Source organism: Ruegeria sp. S263 (assembly GCF_056780525.1).
In genome coordinates, this window is the sequence record NZ_CM165558.1 from 1416770 (window position 1) to 1436185 (window position 19416).

General features: G+C 57.8%; 21 protein-coding genes. 7 read left to right on the forward strand and 14 right to left on the reverse strand.

The window, feature by feature from the left end:
- Positions 1-5: 5 nt before the first annotated feature.
- Positions 6-1019 carry a hypothetical protein gene (locus tag ACT2B1_RS07090; protein WP_171121991.1) on the reverse strand — a complete coding sequence of 338 codons (1014 nt, stop codon included), beginning with the start codon at positions 1017-1019 and terminating at the stop codon, positions 6-8.
- 149 nt (positions 1020-1168) lie between these two features.
- On the opposite strand from ACT2B1_RS07090, the gene ACT2B1_RS07095 reads away from it, so the two are divergent.
- Both ACT2B1_RS07095 and ACT2B1_RS07100 read left to right on the forward strand, forming a co-directional pair.
- Positions 1169-2104, forward strand: coding sequence for a DMT family transporter (locus tag ACT2B1_RS07095; RefSeq protein ID WP_171121992.1), 936 nt, complete (start codon positions 1169-1171; stop codon positions 2102-2104).
- Positions 2101-2757, forward strand: coding sequence for a sulfotransferase family 2 domain-containing protein (locus ACT2B1_RS07100; protein WP_171240031.1), 657 nt, complete (start codon positions 2101-2103; stop codon positions 2755-2757). The genes ACT2B1_RS07095 and ACT2B1_RS07100 overlap by 4 nt, the downstream gene beginning before the upstream one ends.
- A gap of 114 nt (positions 2758-2871) precedes the next feature.
- Here the strand turns inward: ACT2B1_RS07100 and ACT2B1_RS07105 are convergent, their stop codons facing one another.
- The 8 genes from ACT2B1_RS07105 to ACT2B1_RS07140 all read right to left on the reverse strand — a co-directional run bounded on the left by ACT2B1_RS07105 (position 2872) and on the right by ACT2B1_RS07140 (position 10743).
- Entirely contained in the window at positions 2872-5073 is a 2202-nt protein-coding gene (locus ACT2B1_RS07105; protein ID WP_171121994.1) for a 3-hydroxyacyl-CoA dehydrogenase NAD-binding domain-containing protein, read from the reverse strand.
- Positions 5070-5555: a cupin domain-containing protein gene (locus ACT2B1_RS07110; RefSeq protein WP_171240032.1), complete on the reverse strand. Its 486-nt coding sequence runs from the start codon at positions 5553-5555 to the stop codon at positions 5070-5072. Before ACT2B1_RS07110 ends, ACT2B1_RS07105 begins: the two co-directional genes overlap by 4 nt.
- The gene (locus ACT2B1_RS07115; protein ID WP_481668837.1) at positions 5555-6766 is read right to left on the reverse strand and encodes an acetyl-CoA C-acetyltransferase; all 1212 of its coding nucleotides are present in this window, start codon (positions 6764-6766) and stop codon (positions 5555-5557) included. Before ACT2B1_RS07115 ends, ACT2B1_RS07110 begins: the two co-directional genes overlap by 1 nt.
- A gap of 12 nt (positions 6767-6778) precedes the next feature.
- Entirely contained in the window at positions 6779-7417 is a 639-nt protein-coding gene (locus ACT2B1_RS07120) for a glutathione S-transferase family protein (RefSeq protein WP_171240034.1), read from the reverse strand.
- A 150-nt stretch (positions 7418-7567) separates the two neighbouring features.
- Positions 7568-7780 (reverse strand): hypothetical protein, encoded by a 213-nt coding sequence (locus ACT2B1_RS07125; protein ID WP_171121998.1) that lies wholly within the window; start codon positions 7778-7780, stop codon positions 7568-7570.
- 54 nt (positions 7781-7834) lie between these two features.
- Positions 7835-9616 carry an acyl-CoA dehydrogenase C-terminal domain-containing protein gene (locus ACT2B1_RS07130; RefSeq protein WP_171240035.1) on the reverse strand — a complete coding sequence of 594 codons (1782 nt, stop codon included), beginning with the start codon at positions 9614-9616 and terminating at the stop codon, positions 7835-7837.
- A 51-nt stretch (positions 9617-9667) separates the two neighbouring features.
- Positions 9668-10069, reverse strand: coding sequence for a MerR family transcriptional regulator (locus tag ACT2B1_RS07135; protein WP_171125445.1), 402 nt, complete (start codon positions 10067-10069; stop codon positions 9668-9670).
- A 305-nt stretch (positions 10070-10374) separates the two neighbouring features.
- Entirely contained in the window at positions 10375-10743 is a 369-nt protein-coding gene (locus ACT2B1_RS07140; RefSeq protein ID WP_171122001.1) for a MerR family transcriptional regulator, read from the reverse strand.
- A 113-nt stretch (positions 10744-10856) separates the two neighbouring features.
- Between ACT2B1_RS07140 and ACT2B1_RS07145 the strand changes: the two genes are divergently transcribed.
- From ACT2B1_RS07145 to ACT2B1_RS07155, 3 genes are read left to right on the forward strand one after another with little or no spacing between them, the layout of a single operon-like run.
- The gene (locus ACT2B1_RS07145) at positions 10857-11276 is read left to right on the forward strand and encodes a PaaI family thioesterase (protein ID WP_171122002.1); all 420 of its coding nucleotides are present in this window, start codon (positions 10857-10859) and stop codon (positions 11274-11276) included.
- Positions 11276-11794, forward strand: coding sequence for a PaaI family thioesterase (locus ACT2B1_RS07150; RefSeq protein ID WP_171240036.1), 519 nt, complete (start codon positions 11276-11278; stop codon positions 11792-11794). The genes ACT2B1_RS07145 and ACT2B1_RS07150 overlap by 1 nt, the downstream gene beginning before the upstream one ends.
- Positions 11795-11799: 5 nt before the next feature.
- Positions 11800-13116 carry an MATE family efflux transporter gene (locus ACT2B1_RS07155; protein ID WP_171210861.1) on the forward strand — a complete coding sequence of 439 codons (1317 nt, stop codon included), beginning with the start codon at positions 11800-11802 and terminating at the stop codon, positions 13114-13116.
- On the opposite strand, the gene arsC is transcribed toward ACT2B1_RS07155, so the two are convergent.
- From arsC to ACT2B1_RS07175, 4 genes are read right to left on the reverse strand one after another with little or no spacing between them, the layout of a single operon-like run.
- On the reverse strand, positions 13113-13454 hold the full coding sequence (arsC, locus tag ACT2B1_RS07160; RefSeq protein ID WP_171210860.1) for an arsenate reductase (glutaredoxin): 342 nt from the start codon (positions 13452-13454) through the stop codon (positions 13113-13115). The genes ACT2B1_RS07155 and arsC overlap by 4 nt on opposite strands.
- The gene (locus ACT2B1_RS07165; RefSeq protein ID WP_481668838.1) at positions 13451-14509 is read right to left on the reverse strand and encodes a quinone-dependent dihydroorotate dehydrogenase; all 1059 of its coding nucleotides are present in this window, start codon (positions 14507-14509) and stop codon (positions 13451-13453) included. The genes arsC and ACT2B1_RS07165 overlap by 4 nt, the downstream gene beginning before the upstream one ends.
- On the reverse strand, positions 14506-14937 hold the full coding sequence (locus ACT2B1_RS07170) for a DUF1330 domain-containing protein (RefSeq protein ID WP_171240038.1): 432 nt from the start codon (positions 14935-14937) through the stop codon (positions 14506-14508). Before ACT2B1_RS07170 ends, ACT2B1_RS07165 begins: the two co-directional genes overlap by 4 nt.
- Positions 14934-15272, reverse strand: a complete 339-nt coding sequence (locus tag ACT2B1_RS07175) for a DUF952 domain-containing protein (protein ID WP_171240039.1) — start codon at positions 15270-15272, stop codon at positions 14934-14936. The genes ACT2B1_RS07170 and ACT2B1_RS07175 overlap by 4 nt, the downstream gene beginning before the upstream one ends.
- Before the next feature lie 108 nt (positions 15273-15380).
- Between ACT2B1_RS07175 and ACT2B1_RS07180 the strand changes: the two genes are divergently transcribed.
- Entirely contained in the window at positions 15381-16964 is a 1584-nt protein-coding gene (locus tag ACT2B1_RS07180; protein WP_481668839.1) for a bifunctional metallophosphatase/5'-nucleotidase, read from the forward strand.
- A 63-nt stretch (positions 16965-17027) separates the two neighbouring features.
- Here the strand turns inward: ACT2B1_RS07180 and ACT2B1_RS07185 are convergent, their stop codons facing one another.
- Positions 17028-18680: a tetratricopeptide repeat-containing sulfotransferase family protein gene (locus ACT2B1_RS07185; protein ID WP_171240041.1), complete on the reverse strand. Its 1653-nt coding sequence runs from the start codon at positions 18678-18680 to the stop codon at positions 17028-17030.
- 54 nt (positions 18681-18734) lie between these two features.
- Here ACT2B1_RS07185 and ACT2B1_RS07190 point away from each other — a divergent pair, with 54 nt between their 5' ends.
- Complete coding sequence (locus ACT2B1_RS07190) at positions 18735-19400, forward strand: SOS response-associated peptidase (RefSeq protein WP_481668840.1); 666 nt, start codon at positions 18735-18737, stop codon at positions 19398-19400.
- Positions 19401-19416: the final 16 nt, after the last annotated feature.

Below are 19416 nucleotides of genomic sequence, written 5' to 3' on the forward strand. Positions count from 1 at the left end.
GCGGTCTACTCTCCGCAGATGTTCTGAAGCCGGACCCAATCGCGGTCCGGCAGCACCTGTTGCAAAGGTCGTCCTGCCATCGGGTCAGCTTCGATCAGGCCCAGAACGGTTTCGCCCGTCACATCCATCGCATAGGCATATGGTGTCGAGGGAAGAGCGACTTGCGCGAAAAGCTCAAGCAGGTCGTCGTCCGGCAAGGTAGGGCGCGGCTCGGACAAGACCTGCTCGGTATACGTATCGACGATATCGGGGGTCAGTTCTCCAGTCGTGAGAAGGCGAAAGGCCGAGCGCACTCCGGTTCGGTCCAGAAGGTCATCCAAAGGATCCTGAGCCGCCGCCCTCGCGCGTTCGGCGATGATGTACCCTGCCGCGACCGAGGGGTCTTCGTGGTCTTCAACCAATGAGCGGTTCAGAAGGATGATCCCTCCGGGTAGGCTAAGGCTACTTTGCACGCCCGCAGGAAGGATCACGACGCTGCGCACCCCCGTCCGCGTCGCTAGATGATCCAGTGCCTCCTGCGCGTCCGCAGAGGCGCACGCGCGGCCTGACACCCTTTCAATCCGGCTCAGGATGGCGTCGCCTATGTCCTGCCTTTTGATCTCCGGCACGACAGACACAACGTGGTTTTGCAGGGCGGCCGGCACCCATAGCAGCAAAAGCGCAAGAACGGCCCCGACAACGCCCGCAACGCTCAGCCATCGCAGCCGCCCCGGATGTGGTCGCGCACGGTCGATTGCGCGTTGCAGGCGGTCGATGGCCTCAATCATGGTGGTTTCGGATTCCGCCAGTTCCAGCGTTTCTTCCGGGTCGCCATCGGGGTTGAAAATGGCCGGATAGCTGCCGGGGTTTTGACGTTCCAGCGCTGCCAGTGACCAATGTGTCAGGGCGCGGTCATTGAAATCCGAAATTGTCAGAGTCGCTTCGCCAATTGAAACTACGACCTCGCGCCGTTGCACATCGGGCGAGGGGCGCCACAGACCGGTGGCTTCGATCCGCTGGTACTGTTTCAGGGCCGTCATCAAGGTGAGGTCTGCTCGTTATTATTTGAACTTAGTTTAGCACGCTAAAATCCAATGGCGCAAACCTGTTGCATGTTAATCGGGAAATGTGCTGGATATCACGACGCGCGGGAAAAATTTCGCGTCCGGGATCAGTGTCAGGGCGGCAGATGCAGTCAGAAACGCAGACATCACCAATACTCGCGTCGGTGCTGATGATCAGCGCCATGGCAATTATCGGAGTGATCGACAATGTGGTGGTGCTGTTGGCTGAAACGATTGGATTGTGGCAGTTCCACCTGAGCCGTTCTTTGCTGATGCTACCGTTGATTGTCGGGCTGTCGCTGCTGGGCCTGGGCAGCCTGCGCCCGAAACGGCTGGGGCCGGTTGTTTTGCGTAGTGTTCTGATCACCCTAGCCATGTTGTTTTACTTTTCTTCCCTTGCGCTGATGCCGATTGCGCAGGCGCTGGCCGGATTGTTCACTTCGCCGATCTTCGTGCTTTTGATTTCCGCCTTGTGGCTGAAGCAGACCATCGGACCGTGGCGCATATTTGCTGTCATCCTTGGGTTTTGCGGTATCTTGTGTGTCTTGCAGCCGAATCCGTATGAGTTTGACACGCTAAGCTTGCTGCCTGTCGCAGGAGGGTTGTTCTACGCCCTGAGCGCAATAATCACCCGCAGCCATTGTTCCGAGGAAAGCACCGTCTCGCTTTTGGCGGCCATGGTCATCACTTTGGGTGTGGCCGGGGCAATCGGGCTTGTGGCCCTGTCGGTGTTTCCGCTTGAGTCTGTCGCCGGGCCGCAGGGCTTCGCGACCCGAGGCTGGGAGCCTAATATGACGCCCGCCGTGCCTTGGATTCTGTTGCAGGCCGGAGGGTCCACGATTGCCGTCTTTATGTTGATCAAGTCATACCAGATCGGGGAACCCTCGTATGTCGCGGTCTTTGAATACTCGGTTATGGTCTTTGGACCGCTTTTTGCATGGGTCGCCTTCGGTCAAACAATCGGAATGTTGCAGACGGTGGGAATTGGTCTGATCGCCACGGCTGGGGCATTGTTGGGGTGGCGCGCCTCGCGGGAAGTGGCGCGAAAGGTGGCGGCGTGATTATCTCGCGAGGGCGGCGCTGTGTCTTTGTCCACATTCCCAAAACGGGGGGGACATCGCTTGCGCTGGCGCTGGAACAGCGTGCGATGAAAGACGACATTCTGTTGGGGGACACTCCCAAAGCCAAAAGGCGTCGCAAACGGGCCAAGTCGCTTAACGCACGCGGGCGGCTGTGGAAACACTCGACACTTGCGGATATTGACGGAGTTCTGACCGCCGACGACCTGAAGGACATGTTTACCTTCACGCTGGTGCGTAACCCATGGGACCGAATGGTCAGCTATTTTCACTGGTTACAGGATCAGGATTTTGATCATCCCGCAGTCTCGCTGGCCAAGGCGCTGTCTTTTGAAGACTTCGTTATGCACCCGGCAACACTACGATCCTTTCAAAACTACCCGGCACGCCAATATATGACCACGGCAGAAGGGCAGGAGTGTTGCAGGGCCTACATTCGGTTGGAACATTTCGAACAGGATGCAGCGCCATTGTTTGCGCATCTTGGGTTTCAGTTCGATTTGCGGCGTGTGAATCCGTCAGTTCGTTCCAAGGGCTACAGGCAATACTACTCAGCCCGAACAGCCTCCGCTATTGCCAGTGCCTGCGCAGAAGATATCGACAGGTTCGGATATCAATTCGACCCGCCGAACTGATCACGAATTCAAACAAAATTGGGGGCGAAACTTGAAGCCATGCAGGGTGGTCTGCGCGGGCTTCCGAGAAAATGGAAAAGCTGGCGCATAAGGACATGCGCCAGCTTTGTTAATTTATGCGGCTTTTGCTTCGGGGTCGAAGCGGCCATAGAAGGTCTGACCCTTCTCAGCCATTTCACGCAGCAGCGGCGGGCAGGCGAAGCGATCGCCATATTTAGCCGATAGTTGGTCGCAACGCTCGGCGGCATAGGGGGCACCAATGATATCTACCCAGCTAAGTGGGCCACCGGACCAAGGTGCAAAGCCCCATGCCAGGATCGCACCCACATCGGCCTCGCGGATATCTTCTACCACGCCTTCCTCCAGCGCGCGGACGGCTTCCAGAACCTGGGCGAACATCAGACGTTCTTGAACCTCGATCAGGTCGGGCTGATCCTCGGCCAGCGGGTATTTGTCTTGCATCCCTTTCCAATAACCCAGGCGCTTGCCCTTTTCGTCATAGTCGAAGAAGCCGGATTTAGACTTCCGCCCCAGACGGCCCTGTTCTTCCATCCAGAACATCAGATCGTCCGCCGGGCTTTCGGGGTAGGCATTGCCCATCGCTGCCTTGGTCGCGCGAGCAATCTTGGCCCCCAGATCAATCGAGGTTTCATCAGTGAGCGTGATCGGCCCCACAGGAAAGCCCAATTGGCGTGCGGCGTTGTCGATCAGCACGGGGCTGACGCCCTCTGTCACCATGCGGGCACCTTCGTTCAGGTAGGGGATGATACAGCGGTTGCAGTAGAAGAACCGCGCGTCATTAACCACGATCGGCGTCTTGCGGATTTGGCGCACATAGTCCAACGCCTTGGCGACTGCGCGATCCCCGGTTTCCTTGCCTTTGATGATCTCGACCAGGAACATCTTCTCGACCGGCGAGAAGAAGTGGATGCCGATGAACTGCTCAGGCCGCACGCTTGCCTTGGCCAGATCGGTGATCGGCAGGGTCGAGGTGTTCGACGCAAAGATGCAATCTTCGGGGATAATAGCCTCGACCTTTTTGGTCATGTCGGCCTTGACCGCGGGGTCTTCAAACACGGCCTCGATGATCAGGTCACAGCCTTTCAGCTGATCCAGATCCGGGGTCGCGGTGATCTGGCCCAGCATGGCGACTTTCTTGTCCTCGGTGACTTTGCCGCGCTTCATGCCCTTGTCCAGATAGGCTTCGGTATAGGCCTTGCCCTTGTCGGCGGCGGCCTGATCACGGTCGATCAGAACAACCTCCATCCCGGCTTGCGCAGAAACCAAGGCGATACCGGCCCCCATCATGCCTGCACCTAGAACGCCGATCTTCTTGACCGACTGATCGGGGATACCGGCGGGGCGCACGGCACCCTTGTCCAGCGCCTCTTTGTTCAGGAACAAAGAGCGGATCATCGCGCCGGAAGAGGGGTTCATCAGTACGGTAGTGAACCAGCGGGCCTCGATCTTCAGCGCGGTGTCGAAATCAACTAACGCACCTTCGTAAACCGCGCTCAACAAGGCTTTGGCAGCAGGGAATGCGCCTTGCGTCTTGCCATGCACCATCGCGGCAGCACCGACGAAGTTCGGGAAACCAGCCGGGCTGAACGGAGCGCCACCGGGCATCTTATAACCTTTGGCATCCCACGGCTTGACCAGATCGGCGTCTTTGGCGTTCAGAACCCATTCTTTCGCTGCAGCCATCGGGTCTGCTGCGATCTCGTCGATATAGCCTGCGCTTTTGGCCTTCTTGGCGTCCAACATCTTGCCTTCCAGCAGCAGCGGAGCCGCAGCCATTGCGCCGACCTTGCGGACCATCCGTGTGGTTCCGCCTGCGCCGGGGAAGATGCCGATCATAATTTCCGGCAGGCCGTATTTGGCCTTGGGGCTTTCACCGGCAAAGATGCGATGGGTCGACAGGGGAAGTTCCATGCCAATACCGGCGGCGGTTCCGGGCAGAACGGCCGCAATCGGCTTGCCGCCCTTTTTGGTCTTGGGGTCCATGCCAGCCAACTCGATTTTGCGCAGCAGCTTGTGCATGTTCATCGTGCCTTCGAACAGGCCCTTGGCCGGGTCATCACCCGCCTGTTCCTTCATCACGGCCAGCAGGTTCAGGTCCATGCCACCGGCAAAGGATCCCTCTTTGCCCGAAGTGATGATTATGCCTTTGACCTCATCGTCAGCCAGCGCCTGATCAATGCAGGCATCCAGTTGTGTCAGCCCGTCAAAGGACATCACGTTCATTGATTTGCCGGGAACATCCCAGGTGATTGTACCGACGCCATCGGCGTCTTTGGTCAGGGTAAACTCGGTCATCCGTCGTCTCCTATCTGGTCAGCCGTCAGGGGGCTGCCGTCTTTCCGGGTGAAGGATTCGCCATATGCGTCGTCCTTCACCATCATGTCCAGGTCGCTGTAGTAAGCGGTCTCGGTCGGGGTCCGCGTGCCCACCACCAGAAAGGTCGCAGGCGCGTCGGTTTTGTTCACAAAGTGGTGGCCGTTGGGCTCACCTGCGGGCCAGGCCGCACAGTCACCGGGCTGCATCTCATGTTCACCGTCATCGTCGATCAGGGTGCAGGTGCCGGAAAGCACAATGGCAAACTCGTCCTGCTCCATGTGGTAGTGCCGCAACGAGGACATCCCCGCCGGTTCCAACCGCACGATGTTGACCCCGCATTGGGTCAGACCGCCCGCATCCCCCAGTCGCTGAACGAAACGACCTGCGGTCGCCTCGGCCAGTTTGCCGGGATAGGACGACCCCTCCACAAACGGGATCCGCGAGAGATCCAGCTTGGGCATTACACCCTCTCGATGATGGTGGCTGCACCCATGCCCGAGGCCACGCACAGCGTCGCCAGACCAGTCTCTTTGTCCTGGCGCTCCAACTCGTCCAGCAGGGTGCCGATGATGATCGCACCGGTGGCGCCAAGCGGGTGACCCATAGCGATCGAGCCGCCGTTGACGTTGACCAGTTCGGGGTCGACATCGAACGCCTGCTGGAAGCGCAGCACGACCGAGGCAAAGGCTTCGTTCACCTCGAACAGGTCCAGGTCCGAGATCGCCATGCCGCTGTCAGCCAGAATTTTCTGTGTCACCGGCACGGGGCCGGTCAACATGATGGTCGGGTCCAGACCAATCTTGGCGGTGGCCTTGATGCGCGCGCGGGGTTTCAGGCCGTGCTTTTCACCGAATTCCTTGTTGCCGATCAGAACCGCCGCAGCCCCGTCCACAATGCCCGAGCTGTTGCCCGCATGGTGGATGTGGTTGATCTTTTCCAGATGCGGGTATTTCAGCAGCGCCACCTTGTCGAAACCGGGCATCTGCTCACCCATCATCTGAAAGGCGGGGTTCAGGCTGCCCAAGCTCTGCATGTCGGTGCCGGGGCGCATGTATTCGTCGCGGTCCAGAATGGTCAGGCCGTTGCGGTCCTTGACCGAGATCACCGATTTCTCGAACCGGTTTTCTTCCCAGGCTTGTGCCGCACGGCGCTGCAATTCCATCGCCAACTGGTCGGCCTGTTCACGGCTGAACCCGTATTCAGTTGCGATGATGTCCGAGGAAATCCCCTGCGGCACGAAATAGGTGTCCATCGCCACGGTCGGGTCAATGGCAATCGCTGCCCCGTCGGAACCCATGGGCACGCGGCCCATCATTTCCACGCCACCGGCGATGTAGCCGTCGCCAGCACCGCCTTTGACCTGGTTTGCCGCCAGGTTCACGGCCTCCATGCCCGATGCGCAGAAACGGTTGATCGACAGGCCGGGGATGCTTTCATCCAGATCCGACGCCAGAACAGCAGTCCGGGCCAGACAGCCGCCTTGTTCCATTGCCTGAGTGGCGTTGCCCCAGATCACGTCCTCAACGGCGTGGCCTTCAAGGTTGTTACGCTCCTTCAGCGCGTTCAGGGTCACGGCGGACAGTCGCACCGAGGTCACCTCGTGCAGACTGCCATCCTTACGGCCCTTGCCACGCGGGGTGCGCAGGGCGTCATAGATATATGCTTCGGTCATCAGTAGCTCTCCTTAAGCTCGATCCGGTGCTTGGCCGGGCATCAGGTCATAGGGTGGTTGCCAACCGGGCTGTTCAGACAGCCGCGTCAGCCATTTGTCGATATTGGGCCATTCGGCGCGGTCAAAGCCGAAAGGTTCGGGGTAATACAGATATCCGCAGCAACTGAGATCGGCGTTTGTCACACCGTTGCCAACGATCCAGTCGCGGCCATCCAGATGAGCGTCAAGAACTTGATAAGCCGCTTTCAGACGCCCTTGATTGAATGCAATAACGTCCGCGTTGCGGTGTTCAGCGGGCAGGAAGTTCATCAGGAAGCGTGTCAAACCCGCCATCGAACTGAACTTATGGTTGTCCCAGAGAACCCAACGCAGAACCTCGTATTTCTCTTCATGCGTTGTGCCGCCGAATTTGCCGGTTTTTTCAGTGATATATGCCTGAATCGCGCCGGACTGGCTGGTGCGAAAATCACCATCAACCAACACCGGGGCTTCACCCATCGCATTGACGTAGTCGCGGTATTCAGGGGTCCGTGTCTCGCCCTTGAAGAATTCGACCTCGATCGGCTCCCAATCCAGACCGGACAATTCAAGCGCCAGAGCCGCCTTGTAGGAATTTCCGCTCGCGCCGAAGCAATATAGTTTCATGGTCATGGTCGCGCCCCTCCCGTGGCGTTGATCGACTGTTTTTCACGCGTATCTTTAGCAGCAAGAACCTGTCATTCATGAATGACGTTGCGGTCTATTGCGCAAGTTTCTTCTTGTTGAAAATACGCGGTTTTCCGGGTTCTGTTTGCTTTTGGTTCAACGCTTGCGCGCCTCTAGCTCGGAATTGAAAACCCGGAGTCGGTGGGTCAGGTTGTCCTGATCGATGACGCTGTTGAAGTTTTCAAAAAGGAAAGACAGCGCTTCGCCTTCGTCCAAGCCTGCTTCGCGGGCGAACCCCCTAAGCTTGCGGTATCCGTCTTCGGTCATTGCGACCGGAAACCGGCGGGTTAAACGAAATCGTTTCGGCATGTCTTTCCCTCCCGAGGAACTGGCTCCGGGGTCGCCCCCGGAACCAGGTAAGGATCAGAAGTTTGCCGCCTCCAGTGCCATGACTGTGTCGGCGCCGGTCTGGATACGTGCCAGATGCAGGCCGGTGGCCGGCAGGCGACGCGCCATGTAGAACTGGCCGGTGGCAATCTTGGTCTCGTAGAACTCGGTATCCGAGGCTGCGCCGTCAAGGGCTGCATAAGACGCTTTTGCCATTTGCGCCCACATCAGGCCTAGGCAGACATGGCCGAACATGTGCATGAAGTCGTTCGACCCGGCCAGCGCGTGGTTGGGGTTCTTGGCACCGTTCTGCATGAAATACATGCCAGCGGCCTGCAAGTCCTTCGAAGCCGCCTTGAGCGGTTCAATGAACGCTTTGTCGAAGGCTTCGTTCTGGCCGCCGTTTACCTTGCAGAAATTCTTGACGATCTCGAAGAATGCCATGACGTGCTTGCCGCCATCGGTGGCCAGTTTGCGGCCCACAAGGTCAAGTGCCTGAACGCCGTTTGCACCTTCGTAGATCATGGCGATCCGCGCGTCGCGGGTATATTGCGACATGCCCCATTCTTCGATGTAGCCGTGGCCGCCGTAAATCTGCTGGGCCTGAACGGTCATGTCATAGCCCTGATCGGTCAGGAAGCCCTTGATGACCGGCGTCAGCAGCGAGATCAGGCCGTCCGCGTCCTTGTCTTCCGAGCGGTGCGCCTGGTCGATCAGCGTGGCACCCCACAGGATGAATGCCCGTGCGCCTTCGGTGAAGCTTTTCTGATCCATCAAGTTGCGGCGGACGTCGGGGTGGACGATCAGCGGGTCTGCGGGACCATCTGGGTTTTTCACGCCGGTTACGTCACGGCCCTGCAGGCGGTCCTTGGCGTATTCCAAAGCGTTCTGATACGCGGCCTCGGCCTGCGACAGGCCCTGCATACCCACACCCAGACGCGCTTCGTTCATCATGGTGAACATAGCGCGCATACCTTTGTTCAGGTCGCCCAGCAAAAAGCCCTTGGCTTCGTCATAGTTCATCACACAGGTCGAGTTGCCGTGGATGCCCATTTTCTCTTCGATCTTGCCGACCGAAACGCCGTTGCGTTCGCCTAGCGAGCCATCTTCGTTCACCATGAACTTGGGAACGATGAACAGCGAAACACCCTTGATGCCCTCGGGGCCGCCGGGGACCTTGGCCAGCACCAGATGGATGATGTTGTCGGCCATGTCGTGATCGCCGGACGAGATAAAGATCTTTTGACCCGAAATCTTGTATGAGCCGTCATCTTGGGGCTCGGCCTTGGTGCGCATTAGGCCCAGGTCGGTGCCGCAATGCGGTTCCGTCAGGTTCATGGTGCCGGTCCATTCACAGCTTACCATGTTGGGCAGATAGGTGGCTTTCTGTTCGTCGGTGCCGTGCGCCAGAATGGCCGAAGCCGCACCGTGGGTTAGACCTTGATACATGGTGAACGCCTGGTTCGAGGCCGAGAACATCTCGCCCACGGCAGTACCCATCACATAGGGCATGTTCTGACCGCCGAATTCCTCGGGCATATCTAGGCCGGTCCAACCACCTTCCTTCATCTGCTCGAACGCGTCCTTGAAGCCGGTCGGTGTGTAAACGATGCCGTTTTCAAGGCGGCAGCCTTCGGTGTCGCCAACGGTGTTCAGCGGATGCAGGACGTTCGATGCAATCTTTCCCGCTTCTTCCAACACGGCACCGGTGAATTCGGCGTCCAGTTCGTTGTATCCGGGGATGTCCGACCCCGAAATGTTAAGCACTTCGTGCAGGATGAACTGCATGTCTTTGGTGGGCGCGTTATAGACGGGCATTTGAAGCTCCCTTTAATATTCAGATGTCCGGGTGATTAGGGACCGCCAGGGTTACTCGGCGGCGTTTTTCTCGTTCTTCATCGAGGCGATGACTTTTTCGCCCCAGCGCAACTGCTCTTTCATTTCGCTGATCGCCTGGTCCAGTTCGTCCCGGCGGGATTCCAAGTCCACCAGACGTTCCCGCGCGATCTCAAGCGTGCGGGTCATCTGGGTCATCTGCTGATCGCCGACGTGGTAGAGATCCAGCAGTTGCCGAATTTCCTCCAGGCTGAACCCAAAGCGTTTCCCGCGAAGGATAAGCTTCAGGCGTGCCCGGTCGCGTTTGGTGAACAGGCGTTTTTGCCCTTCACGGATCGGAAACAAAAGTTCTTTTGCCTCGTAAAAACGCAATGTGCGTGGAGTGACGTCATACGTCTCGCACATTTCACGAATGGTCATCAGATCTTCGGTCATGGGTTCAGCACTCTTGATCACTGGCGTTTTCAATAGTTAGTTGCGCAGTCGATGCGCGTCTTACAACACGGAGGTGTAGTTTACGTAATGCAAACGCTACGTCACTTATAAGTTGACGTAACATCCGTTTACGTCAAGCGCCTTGGGCGCCAAGATCAAACGAACGTGACGTCACAATTCCTGACAGATGAGGTTGTGCTGATTTGCGGCGGCAGGACACGGCGATCCGGCGAATTTGAAAATGGCCGGTCCCTTAGGGTGACACCGTGAAGAGGGGAATCGGCGCAGCGCCTGCCGCCCCTTGATTATTCTAGCGAACTGGCGGTTTGATCACGCATGCTCTGCAACGCGTCGACCGCCTCATCCAGTTGCTGTCGTTGCTTTTCCAGCTCGACTAGCTGCTGGTCGGCCAATTCAACGAAGGCCTTCATTTGGGCCTGATTCCCCTGATCTTCGTAGATCAACAGCCACTGGCGAATGTCTTCCAAAGGAAAGCCGTATTTCCGCCCCCGCATGATCAGCGTCATCCGGGCACATTCCCGAGGGCCATAGAACCGCGACCTGCCTTCCCGTTCGGGTTGCAGCAACTCGATATACTCATAGTAGCGCAGGGTACGCGGGGTCACATCGAACTCGGCGCACATCTCTTTGAATGACAAACGATCGTCGGACATTCCTGATCTCCTCTGGGACAACCTATGGCCTGCCGCATGCAAGCGCAACAGGCAGGCTTGCTCTTTTGCCTGCCCCTCGCTCATAAAGGGAGAAACCAAGAGGACACAAGTACATGGTCGACAATGCGACGATTGCGCGCCAGTTCATCGAGGCGATTCCGCATGCCAAGGCGCTGGGAATGCACCTGACCAAAATCGACAGCGGCGAGGCTGAAATCACCATGCCGTACAGCGAACAACTGGTTGGCGATCCGCGAACAGGTGTGATCCACGGGGGGGCGGTCTTTGCCGTTTTGGACACCTGTTGCGGGGCCGCTGTCATGAGCCACCCCGCCGCCCCCGGGGGAACGGCCACGATCGACCTGCGGATTGACTACATGCGCGCCGCGACACCGGGGCAGAGCATCACGACCCGCGCGACCTGCTATCATATCACCCGCAACGTCGCCTTTGTCCGAGCAACTGCAATGGACGATGATCAGGATCTGCCTGTGGCGACGGCATCCGGGTCTTTCACCGTGGAGGGGCTGTAATGGCACGTACCCGTCCTGAGCCCATGCAAGTCGTAAAGCAACGACGCGATGCGGCTTTGAACGCTATCGTTGATGGTGTGCCCTATATCCGGTTTCTCAATATCAGATTTGACCGGCGCGGGGATGAACTGACCAGCGTGTTGAACTTCGACGAAAAGCTGATCGGAAACCCTTTTCTGCCAGCTTTGCATGGTGGAGTCACAGCGGCCTTTCTTGAAGTGACGGCAGTAATCACCCTGAGTTGGGAGTTTTTCTTTCCCCGGATCGAAAGCGGTGAACTGGATGCAGAAGATATCTTCAAGGATGACACGGTGCGGTTCCCCAAAACGGTGGATTTCACTGTTGACTATCTGCGGTCCGGCTTGCCACGCGATGCATATGCCCGGGCCTTCGTCAGCCGTTCAGGGCGGCGATATGCTTCGGTGCGGGTTGAGGCGTGGCAGGACAATCACGCGCGCCCCTATGCGCAGGCCACAGGGCATTTTCTGATGCCACAACCACCGACCGCCAAAGAGTGACGGCTGTGCAGGATGCTTCGGCACCCATAACGCATAAGCGGGTGCTGAAGATTGCGGTGCCGATTGTGCTGTCGAATGCCACAGTTCCCATTTTGGGGGCCGTGGATACTGGTGTTGTCGGACAAATGGGCCAGGCCGCGCCAATCGGGGCCGTCGGTATGGGCGCCGTCATCCTGTCCGCGATTTATTGGATTTTCGGGTTCCTGCGTATGGGAACCACAGGTTTGGCAGCACAGGCACGCGGGGCAGGGGACACGGCCGAAACTGGCGCTCTTTTGATGCGGGGGCTGCTTTTGGGCGGTGCGGCGGGGCTGTTTTTTGTCCTGACGCAAATCTGGGTGTTCTGGGGCGCGTTTGCCCTGTCGCCAGCCAGCCCCGAAGTTGAGGCATTAACGCGCGACTATCTGGAAATTCGAATCTGGGGGGCTCCGGCGACAATTGCGCTTTATGCGGTGACCGGCTGGCTGATCGCGATCGAACGGACAAAAGGGGTGTTCATCCTGCAAATCTGGATGAACGGCTTGAATATCGTGCTGGACCTTTGGTTTGTGCTGGGACTTGGCTGGGGCGTCGAAGGTGTTGCGATTGCGACATTGATCGCTGAATGGACGGGTCTGGCTTTGGGCCTCTGGCTGTGCCGCAGCGCGTTTGGTGGCAATCAATGGCGCGACTGGCCGCGAATATTCGATCCCGCCCGCCTGCGCCGCATGATGCAGGTGAACAGGGATATCATGATCCGTTCGGTCCTTTTGACCGGCTCGTTTACGACCTTTCTGTTTGTCGGATCAGATCTGGGCGACGTCAACCTGGCGGCCAATCAGGTCTTGTTGCAATTTCTTGAAATCACAGCGTTTGCCCTGGACGGGTTCGCGTTTTCTGCCGAGGCCCTTGTCGGGGGGGCGGTTGGCGCTAGGGATCGGTATCAGGTGCGGCAGGCCTCGGTTATGGCGTCGCTCTGGGGCGTGGGCGGAGCCTTTGTGCTGGGGGCAGTGTTCTTTTTGGCCGGACCTGCGTTGATCGATGTTATGTCCACCTCGGCTGAAGTGCGGGTTGCCGCACGAGAGTATCTGGCCTGGGCAGCATTGGCCCCAGTGATCGGCGTGGCAAGCTGGATGTTCGACGGTATCTACATCGGCGCCACGTGGACTCGTGCAATGCGGCAAGCGATGATCCAATCCGTCGCGATCTATGTCGTGGCGCTGTTTGTTCTTGTCCCGTGGCTGGGCAATCACGGGTTATGGGCGGCCCTGATGGTGCTGAACATTGCCCGGGGCGTCACCTTGGGATGGCGATACCCCAGACTGGAAGCCCAGATCGCCTAGAGCAGGGTCAGCAGATTTTCAGAAGGCCGACCAATAACCGCCTTGCCGCCTGATATCGCCACAGGGCGTTCGATCAAGATCGGATTGGCAGCCATCGCTGCAATCAAGTCATCCTCGGGCGTTGTCTTGGACAGTCCCAGTTCCTTGAAACGCTTTTCGCCGGTCCGCATCATTTCGATGGCAGGAATACCTAAGCTTTGCAGGGTGGCGCGGATGTCTTCTGCCGAAGGCGCATCATCCAGATACTTGCGGATTTCAACCTTTGCGCCGTTTTCCTCTAGCAGAGCAAGCCCGGCTCGGGACTTGGAGCAGCGCGGGTTGTGCCAATATTCGATCACAGCCAATCCTCTCGTTTGCTGCCAACGGCCTGCGCAACAGCTTCAAACCCATCGCGGGCCAATAGATTGTCCAACCCCTGCGCAATGTCAGAGGCAAGGGAAATGCCCCCGAATACCATGGCTGTATAGAACTGAACGGCCGACGCCCCGGCGCAAATCTTTGCATAGGCCTGCTCGGCCGAGCTGATGCCGCCGACGCCGATCAACGGAACCTGCCCGTCTGTCAGCTTGCTCAACTGTGCCAGAACGTGGGTGGATTTTTCAAACAGCGGCGCGCCGGAAAGACCACCAGCCTCGGACTTATGAGGGCTGCTCAGGCCGTCGCGCGACAGTGTCGTATTGGTGGCGATTACGGCGTCTACACCTGTTTCGCGGGCCACGTCGGCAATATCCTGCAGCTCGTCTTCGGTCAGGTCCGGGGCAATCTTCAGGAAAATCGGCAAAGGACATGCCAGTGCGTCACGGGTTTCAATCACGCCGCTTAACAATGCAGTCAGCGCAGCTTTACCCTGCAAATCCCTAAGCTTTTCAGTGTTGGGAGAGGACACGTTCACCGTGGCAAAATCCAGATGCGGGGCGCAATGGGCCAGTACCTTGGCAAAATCGCCCGGACGGTCGTCGCTGTCTTTGTTCGCACCAAGGTTCAGGCCGATTACAGCTTCCTTGGGGCGCTGCGCCAGACGGCCTGCCATAACCTCCATGCCTTCGTTGTTAAAGCCGAACCGGTTGATGGCTGCACTGTCTTCGGTCAGGCGAAACAGGCGCGGCTTTGGGTTGCCGGGCTGGGGGCGCGGCGTGACTGCGCCGACTTCGATAAACCCGAAACCAGCACGGGACAGCGGGGCAAGAACCTCTCCGTTCTTGTCGAAACCGGCGGCCAATCCAACGGGGTTCGGCAGGTCAAGCCCTGCAACTGTTGTACGCAGCCTTGGCGACGTAATCGGTCCCGGTGCCGGGGCCAGCCCAGCCTTCAGGGCTTTGATCGACAGTCCATGAGCGGCTTCCGGGTCCATCCGGTGAAGGGCGGCAAGGCCAATTTTCTCGGTCAGTTTCATCCAAACGACTCTCCGCCCTGTACCGGGGCGCAGCGGATCAGGCGCGAGGTTTCAACCGCTGCCTGGCGGTGCACAACCGCCTTTTGATAGGTCGGGTTCGTAACCATCTCAAGGAAGGCATGTGCAGAAGGGTACCGGGCAATGAAAACGGCATCCCAGCTTTCGTCGCCGGGGCCGATCAGGGTTGTCTGGAACGCACCGCGCCACAGTATTGATGCACCCAAACGGGCGATGATCGGCGCGGTTTCGGTTCCGTAGTTCCGATAGGCCTGCGCGCCGGTCAAGTCAGCCTTCGCCAGATCATGCCCGTCAGGGTATTGCGCCTTGGCCCGGAACTTCACAAGATTCAGCATCTCGATCGGATGGTCGCGGTCGAGGGTCTTGAACGCCTCGAATTGCGCGCGCTCGGGGTCGATATAGGTTGTCATTCCATCTCCTCGGGGAATTGGTGCGCATGTCCATCAAACGGCAGGGGGCGCGACCAGACAACGTCCGTCATGCGGATTTTGCGGTATAGATGGGGGAACAAAGCGCCGCCCCGCGACACCTCCCATTTCAAGTCGCCTCCCATCGCGCCCGCATCGCAGGCCAACAAGGTCAGCCCTGTGACACCCGCAAAGTGCTTGGTCGCGGTTTCAGCAGCCTGCGTCGCGGTCGAGAAATGAACATACCCATCCGAAACGTCGATCGGAGCGCCATCGGATTCGCCGTTGGACTGCAACGCGGCCCATTCATCGGCCCGAAAAATCTTGTAAATCAGCATGGGCTCGTGATGCCCCGCGCGACGGCTAGAATCAAGATGGATTTCCCCCTTTGACTCTTTGAACAGCAGAGCGCACCATCACGCCCAATAACAATAGGGAGTTTCAATATGTTGACCCGTTTCCTGGCTTCGGCTGCTGTTTTGGGCCTGACCGCAGGCATGGCGTTGGCCGAATACAAGCTGACGATCCTGCACACCAACGACATCCACAGCCGCATCGAGTCCATCAACAAATATGATTCAACTTGCGATGCCGAGGATGAAGCAGAAGGCAAATGCTTTGGCGGCGTTGCGCGGTTGAAAACGATCGTGGACGCCCGTCGCGATGCGCTGAGCGGCGAAAACTATCTTTTGCTTGATGCCGGTGACCCCTTCCAAGGTTCGCTGTTCTATACGACCTATAAGGGCGCTGCGGAAGCTGAGTTCATGGAAGCAATCGGCTATGATGTCATGGCGGTTGGAAACCACGAATTTGACGACGGCCCCGAAGGTCTGGCTGCATTTATTGACGTTGTCAGTTTTCCCGTGATCTCGGGGAACCTGGACCTGTCGTCTTCGTCGGAACTGAAAGATCGCATTGATGGGCATGTTGTCCTCGAGCTGGGCGGCCAGAAAATCGGGATCGTCTCAGCACTGGCGACGGACACGGTGGAAACCTCAAGCCCCGGCAAGGACGTAGTGTTTCAGGACGAAATCGAAAGCCTGACCGCTGATGTCGAAGCGCTGAAGGCCGAGGGTGTGAATATCGTCATCGCCCTGACCCATGTGGGTTTGGCCAAGGATATCGAGATTGCCGAAAAAGTTCCGGGGCTGGATCTAGTCGTGGGCGGGCACTCCCATACGCTTTTGTCCAACACGCAAGAGGGCGCGGCTGGGTCTTATCCCGTGATGGTCGGCGACGTTCCGGTCGTTCAGGCCTATGCCTATTCCAAGTATCTCGGCGAGGTTACGCTGACCTTTGATGATGACGGAAACCTTGTATCTGCAGAAGGTGAGCCAATCCTGCTGGATGCCTCGGTAACTCCGGACCCCGATATCGCCGCGCGTGTTGCCGAGATGGGCGCCCCGATCGAGGAAATGAAACAGCGTGTGGTCGCCAGTTCCGCTGAAGCGATTGAAGGAAACCGCGATGTTTGCCGCGTTCAGGAATGCCAAATGGGCAACCTTGTCGCCGACGCGATGTTGGCGCGGGTCGCGGATCAGGGCGCTCAGATCGCGATTGCCAATTCGGGTGGTCTACGGGCCTCAATCAACTCGGGCGATGTGACCATGGGCGAAGTGCTGACGGTTCTGCCGTTCCAGAACACGCTTTCGACCTTTGAGATCAGCGGCCAGGGCGTGATTGATGCTTTGGAAAACGGCGTCAGCCAAGTCGAAGAGGTCAAGGGCCGCTTCCCGCAGGTGGCGGGCATGACCTTCACATGGGACCCGTCAGTGGCACCGAACGAAGGCCGCATCACCGAAGTAATGGTGGCCGATGGCGACGGCTTTAAGCCGATTGACCCCGCCGCGACCTATTTGGTTGTCACGAACAACTATGTCCGCAATGGCGGCGACGGATACAGCATGTTCGAAGGTGACGACAAGAATGCCTACGACTTTGGCCCGGACTTGGCTGATGTGACGGCGGAATACCTTGCAGAAAACGCGCCTTACACGCCTTATCTGGATGGTCGCATCAAGCAGAAGTAACGCGAATTAGATAACAAAAATCAGGCCGCATCAGTCGATGCGGCCTTTTTTGTTTCGGACCCGTTAGCTGAAATCGTATTCCGGCCAAAGTTCTGCGTCGAACCCTTGCAGCATCGGTTGAAGATGCTCTGAAACGTCGCGCCAACCGCCAATGGACTTGGTCGAGATTTTCTTGCGCACTTGGTCGATACTGGCCGTTCTGACCTGTTTGGTGTTCTTTTCCGGGTGCATCATGGTTTCGGACCATTTGATGTCACAGAATTCGGCAACCTGTTGGCTGTACGTCTTGGGATCGGCGACCAGCTTTTCGTAAGGAACTGTCAGAATTCTGTCGCCAAACACAGCGGTCCAATGCGTCATATAGCGACGGTACAGGTTCGCTGTGTGGGCAATTGCTTCAAGGTTTGAGGCATAGCGCATCCCGCCAGCAGGGAACCTTCTGATCCATTTGGACAGACCAACGTCGCGCGGATCGCGCAGCATGTTGATGACTTTGGCATTGGGGAAGGCCGACAGAAGGAAACCCGCGCGCTGAAAGTTGTGCGGCATCTTATCGACAAACGCGGCGGAGTCGTGGGGGATTGGAGGCATCAACTTGCGGAATTCCCGTGCAAATTCCGCCGCCTCTTTTTCGCCGAACCGTTTACCGATTTTCAAATGGGCCTGAGACAGGTCGCCGGTAATCGTAAGCTCTCCGCACCCCGCGATTTCGGGGTCAGAACTCAGCATCATTTCCATCAACGTGGTGCCGGAACGGGGCTGGCCCAGAACGAAAATGGGTTTGGGGGATTCCGAAAGGTCAGCCATGACCGGATCGACCCCAATGGGGAACAGGTCCGTGATCTGCGTCAGCTTTTCTTCTTCTGCCTGGAAATCATACGGGTTTGCTTCGTGCTGGACTGCATTGGCCCGCGCAAATTGAGGAAGCGCGGCGCCCAACCCTTCTGTCTTTGAGATCAGCTCGGCCTTGGCGAATTCCAACTCTGAAAGTTCATGCTCATTTGATTTGCGGGCGGCTTCAACCGCTGGCATCAGGTCTGGCGCGGTTTCCGCGTTCGCCATGGTTGAAAGTTGGAACAGCGTCGCCACATGCCCGGGCTCTTCGGTCAGAATCCGCTGCATAATTTCCTTCGACCCCGCCTTGTCGCCGCTTTGATGCAGGTTAACGGCCATCTGAAACGCAACATTGTGATTTTCAGGGTCCAGCGCATAAGCCCGGGTAATGTCGCGCGCGCTGTCTTCGACAAACGATATGCGCCCATAGGCCCGTGCACGCGTCGACAAAAGACCGGGGTTATCCGGGTCCGAGGCCAGCTTTCTGGAAGTATAGTCGATGATCAGACGCCAGTTGCTTCCCTTTTGCTGGATTTCGTCGATGACGCGGGTCAGTTCCTTGTTGTTGGGGAACTTCTCAAGCTTTTGTTCAGCAAATTCCAGCGCCTTGGGAATTTGACCGGTTTGCATCAGCGCGTTGGCAAGGTTTTCGACAAATTGCGGATCGTCCGGTTTCATCCGCGAGGCTTCGACGAAATGTGGTATCGACTTTCGATACTGCTTCATCTCGGTCAGGACAAAGCCGGAAATGGCGTGAAAATCCGTGTCTTTTGGAAACTTCTTGAGGCCCAACTGTGCTTTTTTCAATGCTTGCTGCAGCTTGCCTGCGTCCAGGGCCGACAGCGCCTTACTTTTCAGGGAACTTGCTGTTTGATTTTGCATATGACCCCGTGAGAACCTGTGCCTGTAGGAAATACTGTTGATGGTTCATTACCCATGTGCGGACGGTTTGCAATAACTCTTCCCAACGACGCTATGGCGCAGCTTTTTGCAGCTCGGCCTGCTAATACGTTGCCTGCCGTGCCCAACTTTAATGTTTGCCCGACAAATCAGGTGCATGTGGTACGGGCCGGAGAAAACGGCCGCACGCTGGACCCTCTGCGATGGGGGTTTCTGCCGCATTGGTACAAGACGGAAACCGCGGGTCCCTCGCTGATCAACGCGCGGGCAGAAACATTTGCCGAGAAGCCCGCCTTTCGTGCAGCTTGCCGCGAGCGGCGGTGCCTGATCGTGGCCACCGGGTTTTACGAATGGACCAAGACGGACCAGGGTGATCGGCTGCCTTGGTACATTCAACGTAATGATGGCGCGCCCATTGCCTTTGCTGGAGTCTGGCAAGATTGGGGGGGCGAGGGCGCGCGGCAAGGGACCTGCGCAATCGTCACAACCCCTGCCAACAAACACCTGAGCGCGATCCATCACCGAATGCCCCTGATACTTGAGCAAAACAACTGGCCCTTGTGGTTGGGTGAAACTGGAAAAGGGGCCGCGCGATTGATGCAACCGGGGGCCGAAGGTGTTCTTAGTTTTCACCGGGTGGATCCGGTGGTGAATTCCAACCGGGCATCTGGTCCTGACCTGATTGAGCCTGTCGATGCGTGATCGCTGTTCTTTCCAA